The 19812-nt window shown below is 67.4% G+C and carries 16 protein-coding genes and 2 pseudogenes; 8 read left to right on the plus strand and 10 right to left on the minus strand.

Annotated elements, in window-relative coordinates; translation table 11 throughout:
- Positions 1-236: 236 nt before the first annotated feature.
- The gene (locus NMQ03_RS16965) at positions 237-1898 is read right to left on the minus strand and encodes an FAD-dependent monooxygenase (protein WP_255173156.1); all 1662 of its coding nucleotides are present in this window, start codon (positions 1896-1898) and stop codon (positions 237-239) included.
- A complete protein-coding gene (locus tag NMQ03_RS16970; RefSeq protein WP_255173157.1) occupies positions 1895-2458 on the minus strand; it encodes a hypothetical protein in 564 nt (187 codons plus the stop codon). The genes NMQ03_RS16965 and NMQ03_RS16970 overlap by 4 nt, the downstream gene beginning before the upstream one ends.
- Before the next feature lie 154 nt (positions 2459-2612).
- On the opposite strand from NMQ03_RS16970, the gene NMQ03_RS16975 reads away from it, so the two are divergent.
- The 3 genes from NMQ03_RS16975 to NMQ03_RS16985 all read left to right on the plus strand — a co-directional run bounded on the left by NMQ03_RS16975 (position 2613) and on the right by NMQ03_RS16985 (position 6314).
- A complete protein-coding gene (locus NMQ03_RS16975) occupies positions 2613-4829 on the plus strand; it encodes a S9 family peptidase (protein ID WP_255173158.1) in 2217 nt (738 codons plus the stop codon).
- A gap of 77 nt (positions 4830-4906) precedes the next feature.
- On the plus strand, positions 4907-5113 hold the full coding sequence (locus NMQ03_RS16980) for a DUF2945 domain-containing protein (RefSeq protein ID WP_056392720.1): 207 nt from the start codon (positions 4907-4909) through the stop codon (positions 5111-5113).
- A gap of 4 nt (positions 5114-5117) precedes the next feature.
- Positions 5118-6314: an NAD(P)/FAD-dependent oxidoreductase gene (locus NMQ03_RS16985; protein WP_255173159.1), complete on the plus strand. Its 1197-nt coding sequence runs from the start codon at positions 5118-5120 to the stop codon at positions 6312-6314.
- Positions 6315-6317: 3 nt separating this feature from the next.
- On the opposite strand, the pseudogene NMQ03_RS16990 reads toward NMQ03_RS16985, so the two are convergent.
- The 3 genes and pseudogenes from NMQ03_RS16990 to NMQ03_RS17000 all read right to left on the minus strand — a co-directional run bounded on the left by NMQ03_RS16990 (position 6318) and on the right by NMQ03_RS17000 (position 8364).
- A pseudogene (locus NMQ03_RS16990) lies at positions 6318-6879 on the minus strand (GNAT family N-acetyltransferase).
- 5 nt (positions 6880-6884) lie between these two features.
- Positions 6885-8045 carry an acetate kinase gene (locus NMQ03_RS16995; RefSeq protein WP_255173160.1) on the minus strand — a complete coding sequence of 387 codons (1161 nt, stop codon included), beginning with the start codon at positions 8043-8045 and terminating at the stop codon, positions 6885-6887.
- A gap of 55 nt (positions 8046-8100) precedes the next feature.
- Positions 8101-8364 carry a hypothetical protein gene (locus NMQ03_RS17000; RefSeq protein WP_255173161.1) on the minus strand — a complete coding sequence of 88 codons (264 nt, stop codon included), beginning with the start codon at positions 8362-8364 and terminating at the stop codon, positions 8101-8103.
- A gap of 169 nt (positions 8365-8533) precedes the next feature.
- On the opposite strand from NMQ03_RS17000, the gene NMQ03_RS17005 reads away from it, so the two are divergent.
- Positions 8534-8824, plus strand: coding sequence for a hypothetical protein (locus tag NMQ03_RS17005; protein WP_255173162.1), 291 nt, complete (start codon positions 8534-8536; stop codon positions 8822-8824).
- A 62-nt stretch (positions 8825-8886) separates the two neighbouring features.
- On the opposite strand, the gene NMQ03_RS17010 is transcribed toward NMQ03_RS17005, so the two are convergent.
- The 4 genes from NMQ03_RS17010 to NMQ03_RS17025 form a co-directional block, all read right to left on the minus strand.
- A complete protein-coding gene (locus tag NMQ03_RS17010; protein WP_255173163.1) occupies positions 8887-10122 on the minus strand; it encodes a fumarylacetoacetate hydrolase family protein in 1236 nt (411 codons plus the stop codon).
- Positions 10119-11603 carry an aldehyde dehydrogenase (NADP(+)) gene (locus tag NMQ03_RS17015; protein WP_255173164.1) on the minus strand — a complete coding sequence of 495 codons (1485 nt, stop codon included), beginning with the start codon at positions 11601-11603 and terminating at the stop codon, positions 10119-10121. Before NMQ03_RS17015 ends, NMQ03_RS17010 begins: the two co-directional genes overlap by 4 nt.
- Complete coding sequence (locus NMQ03_RS17020) at positions 11600-12946, minus strand: enolase C-terminal domain-like protein (RefSeq protein WP_255173165.1); 1347 nt, start codon at positions 12944-12946, stop codon at positions 11600-11602. Before NMQ03_RS17020 ends, NMQ03_RS17015 begins: the two co-directional genes overlap by 4 nt.
- 165 nt (positions 12947-13111) lie before the next feature.
- Positions 13112-13834: a GntR family transcriptional regulator gene (locus tag NMQ03_RS17025; RefSeq protein WP_255173166.1), complete on the minus strand. Its 723-nt coding sequence runs from the start codon at positions 13832-13834 to the stop codon at positions 13112-13114.
- Between the two features lie 414 nt (positions 13835-14248).
- On the opposite strand from NMQ03_RS17025, the pseudogene NMQ03_RS17030 reads away from it, so the two are divergent.
- A pseudogene (locus tag NMQ03_RS17030) lies at positions 14249-15208 on the plus strand (MFS transporter); the annotation flags it as partial.
- 43 nt (positions 15209-15251) lie between these two features.
- Positions 15252-15425: a hypothetical protein gene (locus NMQ03_RS17035; RefSeq protein WP_255173167.1), complete on the plus strand. Its 174-nt coding sequence runs from the start codon at positions 15252-15254 to the stop codon at positions 15423-15425.
- 122 nt (positions 15426-15547) lie between these two features.
- On the opposite strand, the gene pta is transcribed toward NMQ03_RS17035, so the two are convergent.
- The gene (gene pta / locus NMQ03_RS17040) at positions 15548-17629 is read right to left on the minus strand and encodes a phosphate acetyltransferase (RefSeq protein WP_255173168.1); all 2082 of its coding nucleotides are present in this window, start codon (positions 17627-17629) and stop codon (positions 15548-15550) included.
- A gap of 267 nt (positions 17630-17896) precedes the next feature.
- Between pta and NMQ03_RS17045 the strand changes: the two genes are divergently transcribed.
- Together NMQ03_RS17045 and paaK are read left to right on the plus strand one after the other, a co-directional pair.
- Positions 17897-18373: a hotdog fold thioesterase gene (locus NMQ03_RS17045; protein WP_255173169.1), complete on the plus strand. Its 477-nt coding sequence runs from the start codon at positions 17897-17899 to the stop codon at positions 18371-18373.
- A gap of 7 nt (positions 18374-18380) precedes the next feature.
- Positions 18381-19733 carry a phenylacetate--CoA ligase PaaK gene (gene paaK, locus NMQ03_RS17050; RefSeq protein WP_255173170.1) on the plus strand — a complete coding sequence of 451 codons (1353 nt, stop codon included), beginning with the start codon at positions 18381-18383 and terminating at the stop codon, positions 19731-19733.
- Positions 19734-19812 lie beyond the last annotated feature (79 nt).

Genomic DNA, 19812 nt, shown 5'->3' on the forward strand with positions numbered 1-19812 from the left:
GGGCCGGGGTCCGGCGGAAACGGCTCAGGTTCGTGCACTGGCGGGATGGTCATGAACTTCCCCTCTCACACTGGGCGGATGTGCCTTGGACTGACCAGACTACGCTTGCCGTCCGCCCGCAACCACCCTCTCCCTCCCCCGGGTTGCTCCATCAGGTTTGGTCCCTAAACACCGGTTTTAGGAGCCATAAGTGATGGAGCATTCCGACGGCGGGAGGTTACCAAGGTGGGCCGCGTTCAGCCGGGTGCGGCACCGACCAGCCGAAGCCAGGCACGCAGCTGGACCGGGTCCGTCTCGCCGCAGCGGAATCCCACGTACCCGTCGGGGCGGACCGCAACCACACCCTGCCCGGGGTGGCTGGTGAGCCGGTGGACGTGGAGCAGCGGGCCCTGCCCCTCCGCCGGCAGGAGGGTGCGGAGGGCAGCCGAAGCGACCGGTTCGGCGTCGCGCTCCAGTAAAAGGTGGATACCCGGCACGGAGGTCAGTTCGTGAAGGCGGACCAGCTTACCGTCGACCGAAACCGACGCATCCGGCAACCGTGCTCCCGGCCTCGGCCACGCTTTGGCCGGAGGCGTGCCGTCACGGGAAATGACGCTGTTCCGGTAGTGCACGAACGGCTGAGCCAGCAGCCTGATGCCCTTGGACGTGAGCCACCGCTGCCGGAGCAACATCGGCAGGGCCGGAGCAAGGAGGGGAAGGACGTTCCGGGCAAGGCGGGCGGCGGGATGCGGTGAGGCTTCTCCAAAAAAGATGACATGCGTCAGTGCCAGCACCCGCCGGGCGGCAAGCCGCCGCTCCTGCCCATAGGTTTCCAGCAGTTCCGGGAGCGGCCTGCCTGCCGTCGAGGCGAAACCGAGCTTCCAGCCCAGATTAAGGGCGTCGAGGATGCCGTTGTTCATGCCCTGGCCGCCTGCCGGGGAATGGGCGTGCGCGGCATCACCGGCCAGGAAAATGGGATCATTGCCGAACGTACTGGCAATCCTGTGCTGCAGCGGTATCTGCGCCGACCAGCGCACCTCGCGGACTGCGGCGCCGAGCCCCGACTCCCGGACCAGGCGCGCCACCTCCTCCGCCGGGACGGGCGGACCCAGCTGGCCGAAGCGCGCATCGGGTGAGGGCACTGCCGGGCGGGTGGCCAGCATCCGCCAGGTGGCCCCCTCACCCAGGGCGAAGAGGAAGACCAGCCCCGCCTGCCCCACGGCGACGTGCAGCAGCCCGGAGTCCAGGGAACCATCCAGTTCCAGGTCGGCCATCACCGCTTCCACCCCATACGGGCCGCCGCGCCACTGAGCGCCGAGGAGGCCCCTGACCGTACTCGACTGCCCGTCACAGCCCGCGAGAAACCGGCTGCGATGCACTCCGCGGCCGCCGTGAACGTCCTGCAGATCGGCGTGTACGGGTCCTTCCGAAAGCGCCGGCACTCCGCCGCTTTCCGCTGTGAGGCCGTGGAAGAGTCCGCGGAATTCGACGCCCCAGTCCACAGGCACGCCCCTGGCGTGGAGGGCCTGCCAGAGAACGTCCTCGACGTCGGCCTGGCGGACCAGGGTCAGGTGCGGGAAGGCGGTGTCCGGGAGGTCGGCGTGGCCGAGCCGTGCCTCGACTGTACGGCGGCCCAGGTGGATGCGTGCTTCGGGGGTGGTGTCCGCGCGGTTCAGCAGTTCCTCGGTCACCCCGAGCGGGCGCAGGCCCTCAAGGGCCCGGGCATGCAGCATCATGGCCCGGGACGGGCGGACCCGGTGTTCACGCCGGTCCACCACCCGGACGGTGGCGCCGTGCGCATGGGCCTGAAGGGCCGTGGCGAGCCCCGCGGGCCCCGCGCCCACCACTAGGACGTCGGTGTCCGCCGTCGGACTTTTCCCGCCCGCCATGCCCGCGCCCTCATCATTCCTGCCCGTCATGCCTCGGCAAGGAGCCGCCACCAGGCGTGGTCGGACGACGATGCCGCCAGCATCCGGGCGGGGTCAGCGAGCACCTCGTCCCGGCGCAGCCCGGGAAGGACCTTGTAGCTGATGGAGCCGGGAACACTGACCAGTTCCAGGATCCGCCAGAGGGCCGCAGCATACTTGCGGGCCTGCTCGGCGCCGTCCCACTCGTACAACCCGCGGTAGGCGCCGAACGTGTCGTGGGCGCACCAGAGCTTGGAGACAAAGCCCGGGAACCCCACGAACAACGGTGTATTCAGCAGGCTTTCCACCTCGAACAGGCGGTGCGCCCGCCCCCGCACCCACCTGAGCGTGAACGCCACCACCAGCACGCAGGGCTCGCTTGGCTGGCGGTCGACGGCGGTCTCCCGGTAGACGCGCGATGTGCTTCCGTCCGCGAAGCGCAGCACCCGGCCCACATGGTCTTTGGGAAGATGCACCCGCCGCCGGGCGAGCATAATGCATGACGTTCCCACACCGCGGGTAACGGCAAGCCATGCGGTGGGCCGGGGAGCAGGTCCGGTTTCGGGGGTCATCGTGTTCTCCTCTCCCTGCGCACCTCAGCGCCCTTCCAGCCTGCCCGGCACTGCTGAGGGGTCCCAGAGTCTTTCGCCCTCCTTTCCGCTCGCCGCCTCTCCCCCGTCAGCGAACGTCCTGCCGACTTGCCGGAGGGGTCTATATATTGAATCCATGACCTCCACTTCCCTGCAGGATTCCACCGGTACTGCGATCCCGGCGCCCCCGGTTGCCAAGAAGATCCCCACCGAGCGCACCCACCACGGGGAGACGTTCGTGGACAACTACGAGTGGCTGCGGGACAAGGAGTCGCCGGAGGTGGTGGAGCACCTCCGGGCCGAAAACACCTACCAGGAAGCCGTCACGGCGCACCAGGAACCGCTCCGCGAGGCGATCTTCCAGGAGATCAAGGGCCGCACCCAGGAAACCGACCTTTCCGTCCCGCACCGCAAGGACGGCTGGTGGTACTTCAGCCGCTCCGCGGAGGGCAAGGAATACGGCATCCACTGCCGGGTGAAGGCACAGGACACCGGGGACAAGGTGGCCGACTGGACTCCGCCGGCAGTGGAGGCGGGGGTAGGGATTCCCGGCGAAGAGATCCTCCTCGATGGGAACGTGGAGGCCGAGGGCAAGCCGTTCTTCTCGGTGGGCGGCACCGCCGTCACCGTTGACGGAAACCTGTACGCCTACGCGGTGGACAACGCCGGCGACGAACGGTTCACGCTGCGGATCAAGGACCTGCGCACCGGCGAACTCCTGCCGGATGTCATCGAGAACATCTTCTACGGGGTTGCCTTCTCCCCGGACGGCACCCGCCTGTTTTACACCGTGGTGGACGAGTCCTGGCGCCCCTACCAGGTGAAGGCGCACGTCCTGGGCACCCCGGTGTCCGAGGACGTGGTGGTGTACCAGGAGGACGACGCCGCCATGTGGCTGGGCTTCGAGCTGTCCGCGGACCGGCGCTACCTGGTGCTGGGGATCGGATGCTCGGAGTACAGCGAAACCAGGCTGCTGCGTTTCGACGACCCCACCGCCACCGTCACCACCGTGATTTCCCGCAACGAGCGCGTCCTGTACGAGGCCGAGCCTTTCCTGCTCGACGGGCAGGAACGGATCCTGCTCACGCACAACCGCGGCGCCATCAACTCCATGGTCTCCCTGGCCGACCCGGCCGAGCTGGAAAAGCCGCTGGCCGAACAGGCCTGGCAGACCGTCGTCGGGCATTCCGACGACGTCCGCGTCAACGGCGCGGGCGTCACCGCCACGCACCTGATCGTGTCCATCCGCAAGGACACCATCGAACGCGTCCAGGTGATGGGGCTGACCGGACTGGGCACGGCCGCCCAGCAGGACCCCGTGGAACCGGCCTTCGACGAGGAGTTGTACACCGCCGGCGTGGGCGGCTCAGACTACGAGGCGCCCGTGATCCGGCTGGGCTACACGTCCTACTTCACGCCGTCGCGCATCTACGACTTCGTGCTGCCCACCCCGGAGCAGCCCGCCGGCGAGCTGCTGCTCCGCAAGGAAAGCCCGGTGCTGGGCGGCTACGACGGCAGCGACTATGTGGCAACGCGTGAGTGGGCGACGGCGGGGGACGGCACGCGCATCCCGCTGTCCGTCCTGCGGCACAAGTCCGTCAAGCAGGATTCGACGGCGGCGGGCTTGGTGTACGGGTACGGCTCCTACGAGATGAGCATGGATCCCGGCTTCGGCATCGCACGGCTGTCACTGCTGGACCGCGGCGTGGTGTTCGTGATCGCCCACATCCGCGGCGGCGGGGAACTGGGCCGGCACTGGTACGAGGACGGGAAGAAACTCACCAAGAAGAACACCTTCACCGACTTCGTGGACGCCACCGACTGGCTGGCAAACTCCGGCTGGGTGGACCCTGCCCGGATCGCGGCACTCGGCGGCTCGGCGGGCGGCCTGCTGATGGGCGCCGTCGCCAACATGGCACCTGAGAAGTATGCGGCCATCGTGGCGCAGGTGCCGTTCGTGGATCCGCTCACCAGCATCCTGGATCCAGACCTGCCGCTGTCCGCGCTGGAGTGGGAGGAATGGGGCAACCCCATTACGGATCCGCAAGCCTATGCCTACATGAAGTCCTACTCGCCCTACGAGAACGTGCGGGAGGTGGCCTATCCCAGGATCGCCGCGGTGACGTCCTTCAACGACACCCGCGTCCTTTACGTGGAGCTTACCAAATGGGTGCAGGAGCTGCGGAACAAGACCACGGGGTCCGAGCCGGTTGTCATGAAGATCGAGATGGACGGCGGCCACGGCGGTGCGTCCGGCCGGTACGTGCAGTGGCGTGAACGTGCCTGGGACTACGCGTTCATCGCCGATGCCCTGGGCGCCACCGACCTCCTCCCCGGCGCCGGCCTGAAGTAGCCGTATCCGGAAAAAGCTAACCATGCTTACCATTGGGGGGCACTTGTTTTCCGGCAAGGGATACCAGAGGAGCAGGCATGTCATTGAGCAAGGGAACGCACGTGGAGTGGAACACTTCACAGGGCAAGACGCACGGCAAAATTGTCGAAAAGAAAACCAGCGACTTCGAGCTCGACGGCAACACGCACCGCGCCAGCGAGGATGAGCCGCAGTACGTAGTCGAATCGGACAAGACGGGCGCCCGGGCAGCGCACAAGGCATCTGCGCTGACCGAGAAGAAGTAGTCCCGTGGCTGACCAGCACGAGGTAGTGATCATTGGCGGCGGCAACGCCGGCATTTCCCTGGCGGCCCGCCTGCAGCGCTACGGCGTCAAGGACGTGGCCGTGATCGAACCCCGGGACCACCACCTCTACCAGCCGCTGTTCTCGCACATCGCCGGCGGCCGGGCGCGGGCCCAGGAGGCCATCCGGCCGCAGCAATCCGTCATCCCCCAGGGCGTCACCTGGATCCGGGATGCCGCCGTGGGGGTAGACGCGCGGGCCAACACCGTCAGCCTGGAATCAGGCGCCCTGGTGGCTTACGGGCAACTGGTGGTGTGCCCGGGGCTGCAGTACGACTGGGACGCGGTGCCGGGACTGGCCGAGGCCGTGCATTCACCGTACGGCGCATCCCATTACGAGTTCGATCTGGCCCCCAAAGCCTGGACGCTGCTCAGCGCCATGACCTCCGGGACGGCTGTCTTCACCATGCCGGCCGGACCCATCAAATGCGGCGGCGCCGCCCAGAAACCCATGTACCTGGCCTGCGACTACTGGCGGGAACAGGGGGTCCTGGACAAGATCAGGGTGGTGATGGTGCAGCCCTATCCCACCGTGTTCGGGGTGCCGGAGGTGGACCGGGAACTGGACCGCAAGATCGCCGAGTACGGAATCGAACTGCGAACCAACAGTGAGCTGGTGGCGGTAAGCCCTGCCGGCCGCCGCGCCACCATCCGGGACCATGCCGCGCACACCACGGAGGACCTGACGTACGACGTCCTCAACGCCGTCCCGCCGCAGTCGGCCCCGGGCTGGCTCAAGGCCACGGACCTGCCGGCTCCCGGGGACGCGGGCGGCTTCGTGGAGGTGGACCGGCAGACGCTGCGGCACCTCCGGTACCCCAATGTGTGGTCCCTGGGCGACGCCGCGGGTACCACCAATTCCAAGTCCGGCGGGGCGCTGCGCAAGCAGACCAAGGTGGTGGCGAAGAACCTGGTGGCGGCCCGCAAGGGCAAACCGCTGCGTGCCAAGTACAACGGTTATTCGGTATGCCCGTTCACGGTGTCGCGGGACACCGTGGTGTTCGCCGAATTCGATGACCGCTACCGGCCCATGCCCACCATCCCGCGCGTGCCCACCTGGAACGAAAGCAGGCTGTCCTGGGTGGTGGACCGGGACCTGTTCCCGAAGATCTACTGGAACCTGATCCTCAAGGGCCGCGCGTAGGGGCTAGCTGCGGGAACCGGTCCGCCACTCGTCGGCAAGGATGGCGTAGACCAGCTCGGTGGCCCACTGTCCCTTGTAGTGCCATTTTGTCGATGTGCCGCGCCTCCAGCCGCATGCCCAGCCTGTCGCACAGCGACGCGGACGCGCCGTTGAGCTCGTCGAGCCGGGCCTCGATCCGGTGCAGGCCCAGTTCCTCGAAGCCCAGCCGCAGCACGGCGTTGGCCGCCTCGGTGCCGTAGCCCCTGCCGCGCGCCGCCGGGGCAAGCGTCCATCCCACCTCGCCCTGTCCACGTCCCGGGAGCCATTTGAGCACCACCTCGCCCAGCAGGCCCGGCTCGTCAGCTGCCTCGATGGCGAGGGCCACCCAGTCGCCTTCCTTTTCGAAGGCAAAGTTGGCGTACCGGCCCACCCGCTCCATCGATTGGGTGTATGTTTTGGCCGGGCCGGGCAGGAACCGGGCGGTCTCCGGCAGCGAGTGGTAGGCATGGAAGGCGTCCAGGTCGCCGCCATCGAACCGGCGCAGGACCAGGCGCCCGGTGCGGATCGGCAGGGAAATCGCGGGCATGGGCGTCAGCGGCTGGAAGAGACGACGGCGGCAGTGGCCTCCGCGATGGCGCGCTCCTCGTCAGTGGGAACCACCAGGACGGGAATGGCGGAGGACGGCGTGGAAATGACGCGCGGTTCCTTTGAACGCTGGGCGTTCAGGCCGCCGTCGAGCTCTATACCCAGGGCGCCCAGGTGGTCAGCCACGAGCGCGCGGAACTGCTGGGAGTTCTCGCCGATCCCGGCGGTGAACACCAGCGCCTTGGCCCCGCCGACGGCCACGTGGTAGCCGCCGATGTACTTGGCAAGCCGGTAGGACGCGACGGCGAGCGCCATCGAGGCGCGTTCATCGCCGGCCTCCGAGGCCTCCACCACGGAGCGCATGTCGTTGTTCCCGGCCAGGCCCTTCAGCCCCGATTCCCGGTTCAGCATGGTGTCGATGTCCTCCGGCCTCCACCCTGCCCGGCCCAGGAACACCAGGATGGAGGGGTCCAGGTCGCCGGAGCGGGTGCCCATCACCAGGCCCTCGAGCGGAGTGAAGCCCATGGAGGTGTCCACGGAGTGTCCGCCGCGGATGGCGGTGACGGAGGCGCCGTTGCCCAGGTGGGCGATGACGGCGTCGAACTCTTCGATGGGGAGGTCCAGCAGCGCCGCTGACCGTCGCGCCACGTACTCGTGCGAGGTGCCGTGGAAACCGTACCGGCGGATGCCGTGGTTGGTGTAGAGCTCGTCCGGAACGGCGTAGCGCCAGGCGTGCTCGGGCAGGGTGCGGTGGAAGGCGGTGTCGAAGACGGCCACCTGCGGCATCTTGGGCCACTTTTTAGTGATGGCGCGGATGCCCAGGACGTTGGCGGGGTTGTGCAGCGGCGCCAGGGGGTTGAGCCGTTCAATGGCGCGGGTGATTTCGTTGTCCACCAGCACGGGCTCGGAAAAGCGTTCTCCGCCGTGGACCACCCGGTGCCCCACCGCGCCGAGCTCCAGGTCGCCCAGTTCCTGGTGGATGGCCGCATCAACCTGCTCCAGGGCCTCGGCATGGTCCCGCGGGCCTTCGATCTGGCCGTCGCCGCCCCCGCCGTTGCCCATGCCGATCTTCTCGATCAGTCCCTCGGTGAGCACCGTCCCGGCGGCCACGTCCCGGACCTGGTACTTCAGCGACGACGAACCGGAGTTGATGACGAGCACGAGCATGCGGGGCCTCCTCAGCCTGGCGTCTGCAGTTCAACCCCCACTATAGGTGGCGCGGCTAACGGCCAGTCAGCAGCAGCGTGTTGCCGTCCTCGGTGACAGGTACGCCATTGGAATCCATACCACCCACGCGCAGCGCGACGGCAAGCCCCATGGAACAGCGTGAAATCCTCGTCTTCACCATCTCCGGCGGGAAGATCAGGGAAGCCTTGGAACTTGCTGAGGACAGCACTGAGCTGGCGCACTTTTGGTCCTGACCTGCGGCGCTGATAACGCTTTCGTCACAGGGTTTCGGGCGGCTTGCCAAAAATATCATCAGCATGCTTACTATAGATGCAGTCGATCGGAAACGGCTGCGAACGGAAAATCGAGAAGGGTGCGCTCAGCGAACGGGGCGCACCTTTTTCATGACCGTGGGGTTCCTTGCGGAGAGGCGCAGCCTGTGCATAGAGTCGGCAAACAAGGCTGGACCACGCCGAGAGGACAATTCCATGACGAACGAGCCCAATTCGATCGACGAGAACGACCCCACCAACACGGGATCCAGCAGCACCGCCCCGCTCGACGCGCAACCCGACTCGGGCAGCAAGAATGATCCCACGGGCGTGGAGGGCGCCAACCCGGCCCTGGACGATACCGGCCACCTCAAGGCCGGCGAAACCGGGGAAGCCCCTGAGGCTCCCGAAGACCGGGAAGGACTGGACCTCACGCCGCAGGGCCTTTCGGACGAGCCGGTCAAGCAGGAAGACCCGGACAGCTTGGCCAAGCCGGACAACAGCTGACAGAGCCACACGCAAAAGGACGACGCCGGCACCCACCAGGGTGCCGGCGTCGTCCTTTGCCACTAAAGGGCCAAGCGGGCGCCCTGCCTCTGCCCTAGCTCCTGACCCTGGCTCGCAAGGTAGTCGAAAAGCTGGCGGAGGCCGAACGTCCAGGCCGGGAGTTCCTCGCACGGACCCACCCGGTTGACCAGGGCACCGAGGTGGCGGCTGCGGATGCTCACCAGGTCGCCGTGCTTGTGGGTGAATCCCTGGCCCGGTTCGTCCCGGTCCTGCGTGGGCGCAAAGAGGGTCCCCGTGAACAGCGCGAAACCGTCCGGATACTGGTGGTGCTTTCCGTAGGTGGCGGCCACGAGTTCCTCGAAGGGCCTGCTGATCCGGGACACAGTGTTCCGGCCCTCCAGCAGGTAGCCGTCCGCACCGTCCACGCGGAGCAGGATCTCCTCATCACGCAGCGTGTCCAGGGTGAAGGCACCGTCGAACAGCCTGATGAACGGCCCCAGCGCGCTGGAGGCGTTGTTGTCCTTGGCCTTGCCCAGCAGCAGGGCGCTCCTGCCTTCCACGTCGCGCAGGTTGACGTCGTTGCCCAGCGTCGCGCCCATCACGCGGCCGCCGGACGTGGCGATCAGCACCAGCTCCGGCTCCGGGTTGTTCCAGGACGAGAAGGCAGGAATGCCGATGTCCGCGCCCAGGCCCACCGATGACAGGACGGGCGCCTTGGTGAAGACCTCCGGGTCCGGCCCGATCCCCACCTCCAGGTACTGCGACCACAGCCCTTCGGCGATGAGGACCCGCTTGGCTTCGGCCGCCTCCGCCGATCCGGGCCTCAGGTCGGCGAGGCTTCCGCCCAGGGCACGGCCCACCAGCTCCCGCACTTCCGCAGCCCGTGCGGCGTCGCCCGCGCAGCGCTCCTCGATGACCCGTTCGATCATGCTGTCCACAAACGTGACGCCGCAGGCCTTGATGACCTGGAGGTCAATGGGTGCCAGGAGCCTGGTTTCGGTGGCGTCCACCGTCCTGCCGTCCCCGGCCAGGGAGGCATTGACGACGTCGGCCGTCGCCCAGCGGGGCTCGGCCAGGTCGGGATCCAGCAGGGCCGCGCGGACGGCTGCGGGCGGGTCCGGCAGTTCCAGCAAGCCGGAGACCGTGGCGGCCAGGCGGTGCAGGTCGAAGATGGTGCCCCCGCTGACGGCCACCACGCGCGGGCCGCCCGTTTCACCATCCCAGACCCGGCCAATGAGCAGCGCGTCGTCGGCATCCTCGGGAAGGACAGAACGTACAGCCCCGGGCGTCGTACTCACTGCTGCACCCCCGTCCCGGCCCCGTCACGGGAAGCGTCCGACTCAGGGTGCCGCCAGACGCCGTCGACCCTTTGCGGGACCCGCCACGGATTGCTGTCCTGCAGGGGTTCGGGCAGCCGCGTTGCGGGGAACGACTGGTATGCCACCGGGCGGAGGAAGCGCCGGATGGCCGCCGTCCCCACGGACGTGGTGTTCGAGGTGGTGGCCGGGTAGGGGCCGCCGTGGTGCTGGGCGTAACTGACGGTGACACCGGTGGGCCAGCCGTTCCAGAGCACCCGCCCGCTGATGTCCGCCAGCCGGGCAGCGAGTTCGGAGACGTCGTCGTCCTCCTCTGCCTGCAGCGTAGTGGTCAGCTGCCCTTCGAGCAGCGCCGCCAGCTCCGGCAGCTCCGCCTGGTCCTGGTACTCCACCACCAGGCTGGCGGGGCCGAACATTTCCTGCCGCAGCAGGCCGGGGTTCTTTCGGACCTCCTCCGCCGTGGTGCGCAGGACGGTGGGCGCGGGTTCGTCCGCAAAGTCCCCTTCCAGCAGGAGTCCCACTCCCCCGCTGTCCCGGAGCGTGGTGACGGCGTCGGTGTAGCCGGCATGCAGGCGGTCGCTGAGGAGCCGGGCGGGAGCGAACCCTGCCAGCGCATCAAGCAGCTGGCTGCGGAGTACCTCCGTGTCCCCAGCGGGGACGAACAGCAGCCCCGGCTTGGTGCAGAACTGGCCCATGCCCAGGGTGAAGGAACCGGCATAGCCCTTGATGATCTCTGCCTGCCGGGCTGACCACGCGCCGGGCGCCACGAAGACGGCGTTGATGCCGCCCAGTTCGCCGAAGAAGGGGATGGGTTCGGGGCGTGCCGCAATCCGGGTGAGCAGGGCACGGCCGCCGGCAGTAGAGCCGGTGAAGCCGATGGCCTTGACCAGGGGATGGTCAACAAGGGCCTCCCCCGCCTGGCGGCCGGTCACCATTGAGAAGAGGCCGTGCGGCGCTCCGGCGTCCTCCAGGGCATCGATTACTACCTGTGCGGTGCGGGCGGCAAGTTCGCGGTGGGCGTCATGGGCCTTGTGCACCACGGAGCAGCCCGCCGCCAGGGCCGAGGCACTGTCACCGCCCATCACGCTGAACGCAAAGGGGAAATTGGAGGCACCAAAAACCCCCACGACGCCGAGGGGCACGTTGTACCGCCGGAGGTCCGGCCGCGGCCCCATGCCCCAGGCCGGGTCGTCGTGGTCGATGGTGGCGTCGAAGTGCTCGCCGCGGCGGATCTCGTCCGCGAACAGCCGCAGCTGGAAGACGGTGCGCTTGAGCTCCCCCTCCAGTCGCGGGGTACCCAAGTGGGTTTCACGGACGGCCGTTTCCACCAGCCCGGATGCGTCCTGCTCCAGGCCGGCGGCGATGGCTTCGAGCCAGCCGGCCCGGGTGTTGGGGTCTACGATCCGGCCCTTTTCAAAGGCGGACGCTGCGGCCTGGACGGCGGCGTTTACTCCTGCGGTCATCGGCCGTCTCCGGCAGGGGCCAGGGCTGCGCCGGTGACGGCGGCGCGGTTGCCCACTTCCTGCCATCCGGCGCCGTTGGGGAATTCCCACCGGGTGCGGGAGGCACTGAGCATCTCAGCGCCGGTGCCGGGTAGTTCCGGTGCAGCATAACGGCCGTTCGTGATCCTGACCGGCTCGGCGAAGTGCTCGTGCAGGTGGTCAACGAACTCGACCATGCGGTTTTCCTGGCTGCGGCCCACCACGGCGTAGTCGAAGAAGGAGAAGTGCTGGACCAGCTCGCACAGCCCCACGCCGCCGGCGTGCGGGCAGACGGGCACCCCGAATTTGGCTGCCAGCAGCAGGATGGCGATGTTCTCATTGACGCCGGTCACCCGGGTTGAATCGAGTTGCAGCACGTCGATGGCGCCGGTCTGGAGCAGCTGCTTGAAGACGATGCGGCTCTGCACTGCTTCACCGGTGGCCACCCGGACCGGGGCAACGCCCCTGCGGATTTCGGCGTGGCCCAGGACGTCGTCGGTGCTGGTGGGTTCCTCGATCCAGTAGGGGCTGAATTCTGACAGCTGGTTGACCCACCCGATCGCCTCGGACACCTCCCACCGCTGGTTGGCATCAATGGCAATGGGGAGGTCGCCCACGGCCTCGCGGGCCAGGGCCATGCGCCGGCGGTCGTCGTTGATGTCCCCGCCCACCTTGAGCTTGATCATGGAGAACCCGTCGGCCGCGGCCTCCTTGCTGAGCCGGACCAGTTTCTCGTCGCTGTAGCCCAGCCACCCCGGGGAGGTGGTGTAGGCGGGGAAGCCGTCAGCCTTGAGTTCGGCGATGCGTTGCTCCTTGCCGTCCTGGCCGGCACGGAGGATCTCAAGTGCCTCCTCCGGGCTGAGGGCATCGCGGATATGGGTGAAGTCCACCACGCTGACCAGTTCCTCGGGTGTCATCTCGCTGAGGAGGAGCCAGAGGGGCTTGTTTTCCCGGCGGGCACGGATGTCCCACAGTGCGCTGACCAGGGCGCCGCAGGCCATTTGCGTCACGCCTTTTTCGGGGCCCAGCCAGCGGAGCTGGGAGTCGTGGATGAGGAGCCTGGAGGCCGCGCCCAGGTCACCGACGAGTTCGTCGATGTCGCGGCCCAACAGCAGGCGGGCATAGGCGTCGATGGCTGCAGTGAGGATTTCGTTGCCGCGGCCGCAGCTGAAAATGAAGCCGTGGCCCTCGTCGCCCGCATCTGTGCGGATGACCACATAGGCGGCCGAGTAATCAGGGTCTACGTTGACCGCGTCTGAACCGTCGAGCTCAAGGGACGTGGGGAAGCGGACGTCCTGGGTGTTGATGGACGTGATGGAAGGCATGGATCTCAACTTTCGGAGCGGAACTGGAGAAGGGAAAGATTCGATTCCTATACGAATTTCTAAAATCATATAGGAGACGTGACGTACGTCAACCCATGACCGGCCAGCATGCCCCACCAAACGCAGCAGCCCCGGCCGTCCAGGGCCGGGGCTGTTCGTCGAGAGCTAGGTGATGATGTGCTTGCGCGGCGGTCCACTGTCCTCCAGCGGGGCAAGTTCCACCTCAAAGGCCTGCGCAAAGCGGTCAAACGAATTACGGATATGCGTCGTCATGGCCGCCTCCGCCCCCTCCGGATCACAGGCCTCGATAGCCTCCCTGACCGCAGTATGCTCAGCCACCGTAATGGCCCCGTCCACATCCGCCGGGTAGAGCCGGAAGGTGTGCAGGTGGCAGTGGGTCTGGGCAAAGGCATGCCGGACCACGGGGTTTCCCGAGGCGGCAAGGATGGTGTCATGGAAACGGGTGTCATGGGCCACCAGATCCTGCCGCAGGTCCTTGCTCCGCTTCATGGCGCTCCGGAAGCTGCCCAGTTCCTTCTCCAGCGCGCCGGCCGGATTGGCGAGGCGGTCAACAGCGGCCGCGCGGGCCGCCCAGGGTTCCACGAGGAGCCGGAATTCAAACAGCGAGCGCAGTTCCGGCAGGTCCAGCAGCGGGGTGGTGCTGTATCCCCGGCCGGGGTTGTAGACCACCAGGTTGTCGCCTTCGAGCCGTTGAAGGACCTCGCGGACGGGCGTCTGCGACACTCCGAGGCTGCGGGCGACCGCGTCAATGTTGATCCGGGTGCCGGGCGCTATCTCGCCCTCCAGGATTGAGGCACGCATCGACGAATAGACATCGGGCACGGCGGCCTTGCCGCGGGAGGTTTCGGATGGTTGACGTGGGGGCACGCGGTTACCTCTTGCACTGGGTTGGACTTGCTGCGGAGCTTGGACATGGCCTTTTCAGCCGGGAGTCGCTTGGGGGAATCATAAGCCACACCCCGCCACAGCCTTCATGGAAGGGCTTTTTTGGAGAGGCACTTGATCCCGATCACATTATCTATATGATTAATCCAATTCCTATACGATTTGGCGCTGACACCTTCCGCGTCTTCCCCTCCCGCCCGTGCGCCCCGCACCCGAAGCCATGTATATGTCGAAGGAGACCGCATGACTACGCTCGGAAGTAAGACCTCCATTGCCAATTCATCCCCCCAGCCCCGCCTCATGACCCGCAAGCGCTGGGTGATCATCTGGCTTGCCTTCATCGGCCTCAGCATCAACTACCTTGACCGGTCCAGCCTCAGCGTCGCCCTGCCCTTCATGGGCAAGGACTTTGAACTCAGCGCAACCCAGCAGGGGCTCATTTTTGCCGCCTTCTTCTGGGCCTACGACTTCTTCCAACTCGCTGCCGGCTGGTACGTGGACAAGGTAGGCCCCCGCCGTTCGTTCTCCCTGGCCGCCATCTGGTGGTCCGTCTTCACCATGGTGACGGCGGCAGCCTCCAGCTTCTGGTCCCTGTTCGCCGCCCGCTTCCTCCTGGGCGTCGGCGAAAGCCCTGCCCCCAGCACCGCCGCCAAGGTGGTGGCCACCTGGTTCCCCGTCCGGGAACGCGCCTTCGCCACCAGCATCTGGGACTCCGGCTCCCGCGTCGGAGCGGTGATCGCGCTGCCCATCGTCACCCTGGTGGTCGCCTTTACCTCCTGGCACGCCGTCTTCATCATCATCGGTGTCCTTGGAATCATCTGGGCCGCCGTCTGGTGGAAGTACTACCGCAACCCGGAGGAGCACGCCGGGGCAAACGCCGCGGAGGTCAGCTACATCCAGGAAGGCGGCGCCCGCGGCGCGGCAAGCGATGACGAAGGCGCAGCCAAACTCCCCTGGCGTTCGCTCTTCAAGTACCGCACCATCCTCAGCATGATGTTCGGCTTCTTCTGCCTGAACTCCGCCATCTACTTCTTCATCACGTTCTTCCCCAGCTACCTGGTCAAGGAACGCGGCTTCGACCTCCTGAAGCTCGGCTTCTTCGGCGCGATCCCCGGCATCTGCGCGGTCCTGTTCGGCTGGCTCGGCGGCTACCTGGCCGACCGCGCCGTCCGCGCAGGATCCCCGGTCAGCAAGGTCCGCAAGACGGCCATCGCCGGCGGCCTGGCCGGCGGCTCGGTCATCATGTTCGCCGCACTGGTTCCGGAAGCATGGATGGCCCTGGCCCTGCTGTCCGTCGCCTACTCCAGCCTCACCGTGGCCGCCACGGGCATCTGGTCGCTGCCGGCCGACGTCGCCCCGAGCTCACGCCACGTGGGCTCCATCGGCGGGCTGCAGAACTTTGCCTCCAACCTGGGGCATCTTCACGCCCATCCTGATCGGCGTCCTGGTGGACCAGACCGGATCATTCGTGGCGCCGCTCGCCGTCATCGGCGCGATCTCCCTCATCGGAGCGGCCAACTACCTGTTCGTCATCGGCAAGATCGAGCCGCTGAAGGTCAAGGCAGCCGCCTAGGTCCCTTCAGCACCCAGACAAAAGTACGACGCCGCACTTTGCATAGTGCCGGCTGTCGTACTTTTCTGCATGGTCCCCTACGAGGCCGGTGCCTGCGCCGGGACCTTCGCCTGCGATGGAGGCTATGTGTGCGCTGGTGTCTGCGCCTGGATCGCCGTAATGGCCACCGTGTTCACAATGTCCTCCACGGTGCAGCCGCGGGAAAGGTCATTGACCGGCTTCCGCAACCCCTGCAGGACCGGTCCCACCGCCACCGCCCCGGAGCTCTGCTGCACTGCCTTGTAGGTGTTGTTGCCCGTATTCAGGTCCGGGAAGATGAACACCGTGGCCTGCCCGGCCACGGAGGAACCGGGCATCTTGGATGCGGCGATCGAGGCATCCACGGCGGCGTCGTACTGGATGGGGCCTTCCACGGCGAGGTCCGGGCGGCGCTCGCGGACCAGTTCGGTGGCCTGCCGCACCTCGTCCACCGCCTCGCCCGCGCCGGAGCCGCCAGTGGAGTAGGACAGCATCGCCACCCGCGGTTCCACCCCGAACTGCGCGGCGGTCTCGGCCGAGGCCAGGGCAATATCGGCCAGCTGCTCCACGTTGGGATCCGGATTGACTGCACAGTCCCCGTAAACCAGCACCCGGTCCGGCATCAGCATCAGGAACACCGAGGACACGATCTTCACGCCCTCACGGGTCTTCACGAACTCCAGCGCCGGCCGGATGGTGTGCGCGGTGGTGTGGGCGGCACCGGACACCATCCCGTCCACCACACCCAGCTGGACCATCATGGTGCCGAAGTAGCTCACGTCCTGCATGATCTCCAGGGCCTTGGGCAGGTCCACGCCCTTGTGTGCCCTCAGCTCCGCGTACTTCTCGGCGAACTTCAGCCGCAGGTCCGAGGTGGCTGGGTCGATGACATTAATGCCGGACAGGTCGATGCCGTTGGCCGCGGCGAGTTCCCGCACGTCGGACTCCGGGCCCAGGAGCGTCAGGTCGCAGACGTCGCGGCGGTGCAGGATCTCGGCGGCCCGCAGAATCCTCACGTCGGTCCCCTCGGGGAGCACCACGTGGCGGCGCTGCGCCCGGGCCCGCTCGATCAGGTCGTGCAGGAACCGCAGCGGCGTCATCCGTTCCGCCCGCGGCAAATGCAGCCGCTCCACCAGCTCGGCCTCGTCCACCCGGCGGGACCAGAGGCCCAGCGCGGAGGCCACCTTGCGCCGGTGCCCCGACCAGATTTCGCTGCGCACCTCGGACACCCGGCGGGCCGTCTGGTACGTGTCCTCGTCCGCGGCAAAGACGGGGAACGGCGCCTGCGCCAGGAGCGGGTAGATGTTGGCATCCGGGGCCAGGCCACCGGTGAGGATGAGCGCCGACGCCACCGGAAATTCGGGCGAGAAGGACGAGGCCAGGCAGGCCACCATCACGTCTGCCCGGTCCCCCGGCACGATCACCAGGGCGCCCTCGTCCAGCACGTTCAGGAAGTTGCCCACGTTCATCGCGGCAACCTTGATGTCCCTGACGTCACGTTCCATGTCAGGCGTTCCCGCGATCTGGCGGACGCCCAGCGCCGCAGCCACTTCCCCGGTGGTGGGGCGGGCGATCTCCTCCAGCTCCGGCAGGATGTACACCGGGCGGCCGGAAGCGCCGGGCTTCAGGGCAGCCGCGATGGCGTCCAGGTCGTCGGCGCTGGCCCTGTTCACCATGATGGCCAGCAGCGCACACCGTTCGGCGGCGAGCTCCTTGCGGGCAACTTCGACGGCGGCAGCGGTTTCCGGGACGGTCCGCCCCTTGGCACCCACCACGGCCACCACGGGCGTGGCGAGGTTGTTGGCCAGCCGGGCGTTCAGGTCGAACTCGACGGCGGAATCCTGGCCCACCAGGTCAGTGCCCTCCACGATCACCACGTCGCAATGGCGCGCGATGTCGGCAAAAATCTCCACGCACCGGGCATCAATTTCCGCCCGGTTTCCCTCCGCGAGCAGGGTGCGGACCTCGTCGTAGGTCAGGCCGCCGCGGCAGCGCTCGTCATCCAGGGCGAACCGGGCCTTCATCAGCGCCACCATCGGGTCGTCGGCTGCCGAGGGGCCATGGACCACCGGCTTGAAGAAGCCGATCCTGTCCGCGTGCCGGTGCAGGGTGTCCGCCAGGCCGAGTGCCACAAGGGACTTGCCCGAGCCGGGGGTGGTTGCGCTGACGTAGATGCCTTTGGCCATGGTCCGCCCTTTGCTGTTCTTGCTGGTGCCGGTCCCCCCATCCTTGCACTTCGAGGCCGCGCGCGGGGCGCCTGACCCAGCGTCGACTGCTCCGTAACTGCCGTTTTGGGCGCTGAAAACGGCAGTTACCCAGCAATCGGTGAAGGGGCGCCCAGCCGCGCAAGGTGTGTCCCGGCGTCGTGCCTTATCCCGCCTCCCCTTGACACCGGACCCCCTCATGGGATTACCTAATGAACATTCGGTAAATAAAGCTGGAGGCAATGACGCATGGCTGAAACTGCACTTTCCGGGGCCACCCACCCCATCCTGGAAAACGACTACGCCTCCGAATGGATGGGAATTGAGGTCCTGGCCCTCAGCGACGGCCACGCCACCATCCGGATGACGCTCCGGCAGGAAATGCTCAACGGCTTCGGCATGGCCCACGGCGGAATGATCTTCGCCTTCGGCGACACCGCCTTCGCCCTGGCGTGCAACCCCATCCACCCTGCACCCGGCGAGGAAGGCACCATCACCGTCGCTTCCGGCGTCGACATCAACTTCCTCAAGCCCGCCTTCCGGGGCCAGGTGCTCACCGCAGTGGCCGACCGCCGCTCCAGCGCCGGCCGCAGCGGACTCTACGACATCCAGATCTTCGCCGCCGACGCCGCTGCGCCGGCTGCCGAAGGCCAGCCCAGTTCCAGCACCCCGGGCGAGCTCATCGCCGAGTTCCGCGGACGCAGCCGCACCATCCCCAAGAAGTAGGAAAATCATGACCCTGCATGCCCCCGAAACCCCCGCCGCTGCCGGCATCGACCCTGGCCTGGACCGCGAGGAGACCATCTCCCGCGACGAGCTCGAAGCCCTCCAGCTCAGCCGGCTGCAACACACCGTTGCCTACGCCTACGAGCGGGTCCCGCTGTACAAGCGCAAGTTCGACGAGGCCGGCATCCACCCCACCGACCTGCGCGAACTCGAGGACCTGGGCAACTTCCCCTTCACCACCAAGGAGGACCTGCGCCAGGAGTACCCGTTCGGCATGTTCGCGGTGCCGCAAAGAGAAGTGGCCCGGATCCACGCCAGCTCCGGCACCACTGGTAAGCCCACCGTCGTCGGCTACACCAAGCAGGACCTGGCCGACTGGGCCAAGCTGGTGGCCCGCAGCTTCCGCGCCTCCGGCATCCGCCCCGGCATGAAGGTCCACAACGCCTACGGCTACGGCCTGTTCACCGGCGGCCTGGGCGCGCACGCCGGCGCCGAGGCCCTGGGCTGCACCGTGATCCCCATGTCCGGCGGCCAGACCGAACGCCAGATCCAGCTGATCCAGGACTTCAAGCCGGACGCCATCCTCGCCACGCCCACCTACCTGCTCACCATCGCCGACGCCATGGCGAACATGGGCATCGACCCCGCCTCCACCTCGCTGAAGTTCGCCGTGCTGGGCGCCGAGCCGTGGACCCAGGAGATGCGGCACGAGCTCGAGGTCATGATGAACATCAAAGCGTGCGACATCTACGGCCTGTCCGAGGTCATGGGCCCGGGCGTCGCCGGCGAGGCCGTGGAGACCCAGGACGGCAGCCACATCTGGGAGGACCACTTCCGCCCCGAAATCATCGACGCCTTCAACCCGGCCCCGGGCAAGGAGAACGTCCTGCGCGACGGCGAACACGGCGAGCTGGTCTTCACGTCCCTGACCAAGGAAGCGCTGCCGATCATCCGCTACCGCACCAAGGACCTCACCCGCCTGCTGCCCGGCAGCGCCCGCCCGGCGCACCGCCGGATGGGGCGCATCACCGGCCGCAGCGACGACATGATCATCCTGCGCGGCGTGAACCTGTTCCCGTCCCAGATCGAGGAAATCGCCCTCCGCATCCCCGAGCTGAGCCCGCACTTCCAGCTCGAACTGACCCGGCCGGAAGGCCAGCGGATGGACCAGCTGACCGTCCGGATCGAGCGCCGGGACGCGGTCACCGTTGAGCAGAGCACGACGGCGGCACGCACCTTGAAGGAGCAGATCAAGATCCATGTGGGTTCTTCGTGCACCGTGAACGTGGTGGAGCCGGGCTCGCTGGAGCGGTCCAACGGCAAACTGCGCCGCATCTACGACATGCGGCCGAAGGCGTAACGGAAGATGCTGCCGGGCACAGCCGATGCCGGCCGGGTTGCTGCCCGGCCGGCGCCGGCTCCCGGACCGACCGACCGTT

Origin of the sequence: Arthrobacter sp. DNA4, assembly GCF_024362385.1 — a bacterium.
In the GTDB taxonomy this organism is placed as follows: domain Bacteria; phylum Actinomycetota; class Actinomycetes; order Actinomycetales; family Micrococcaceae; genus Arthrobacter.

Bases quoted from the DNA above. Each gene is read 5' to 3' on its own strand.
- NMQ03_RS17020 (WP_255173165.1), bottom strand. From the start codon at position 12,946: ATGCCTTCCATCACGTCCATCAACACCCAGGACGTCCGCTTCCCCACG.
- NMQ03_RS17000 (WP_255173161.1), bottom strand. From the start codon at position 8,364: ATGCTGATGATATTTTTGGCAAGCCGCCCGAAACCCTGTGACGAAAGC.
- NMQ03_RS16970 (WP_255173157.1), bottom strand. From the start codon at position 2,458: ATGACCCCCGAAACCGGACCTGCTCCCCGGCCCACCGCATGGCTTGCC.
- NMQ03_RS17005 (WP_255173162.1), top strand. From the start codon at position 8,534: ATGACGAACGAGCCCAATTCGATCGACGAGAACGACCCCACCAACACG.
- NMQ03_RS16965 (WP_255173156.1), bottom strand. From the start codon at position 1,898: ATGACGGGCAGGAATGATGAGGGCGCGGGCATGGCGGGCGGGAAAAGT.
- pta (WP_255173168.1), bottom strand. From the start codon at position 17,629: ATGGCCAAAGGCATCTACGTCAGCGCAACCACCCCCGGCTCGGGCAAG.
- NMQ03_RS17045 (WP_255173169.1), top strand. From the start codon at position 17,897: ATGGCTGAAACTGCACTTTCCGGGGCCACCCACCCCATCCTGGAAAAC.
- NMQ03_RS16975 (WP_255173158.1), top strand. From the start codon at position 2,613: ATGACCTCCACTTCCCTGCAGGATTCCACCGGTACTGCGATCCCGGCG.
- NMQ03_RS17015 (WP_255173164.1), bottom strand. From the start codon at position 11,603: ATGACCGCAGGAGTAAACGCCGCCGTCCAGGCCGCAGCGTCCGCCTTT.
- NMQ03_RS16980 (WP_056392720.1), top strand. From the start codon at position 4,907: ATGTCATTGAGCAAGGGAACGCACGTGGAGTGGAACACTTCACAGGGC.
- paaK (WP_255173170.1), top strand. From the start codon at position 18,381: ATGACCCTGCATGCCCCCGAAACCCCCGCCGCTGCCGGCATCGACCCT.
- NMQ03_RS16995 (WP_255173160.1), bottom strand. From the start codon at position 8,045: ATGCTCGTGCTCGTCATCAACTCCGGTTCGTCGTCGCTGAAGTACCAG.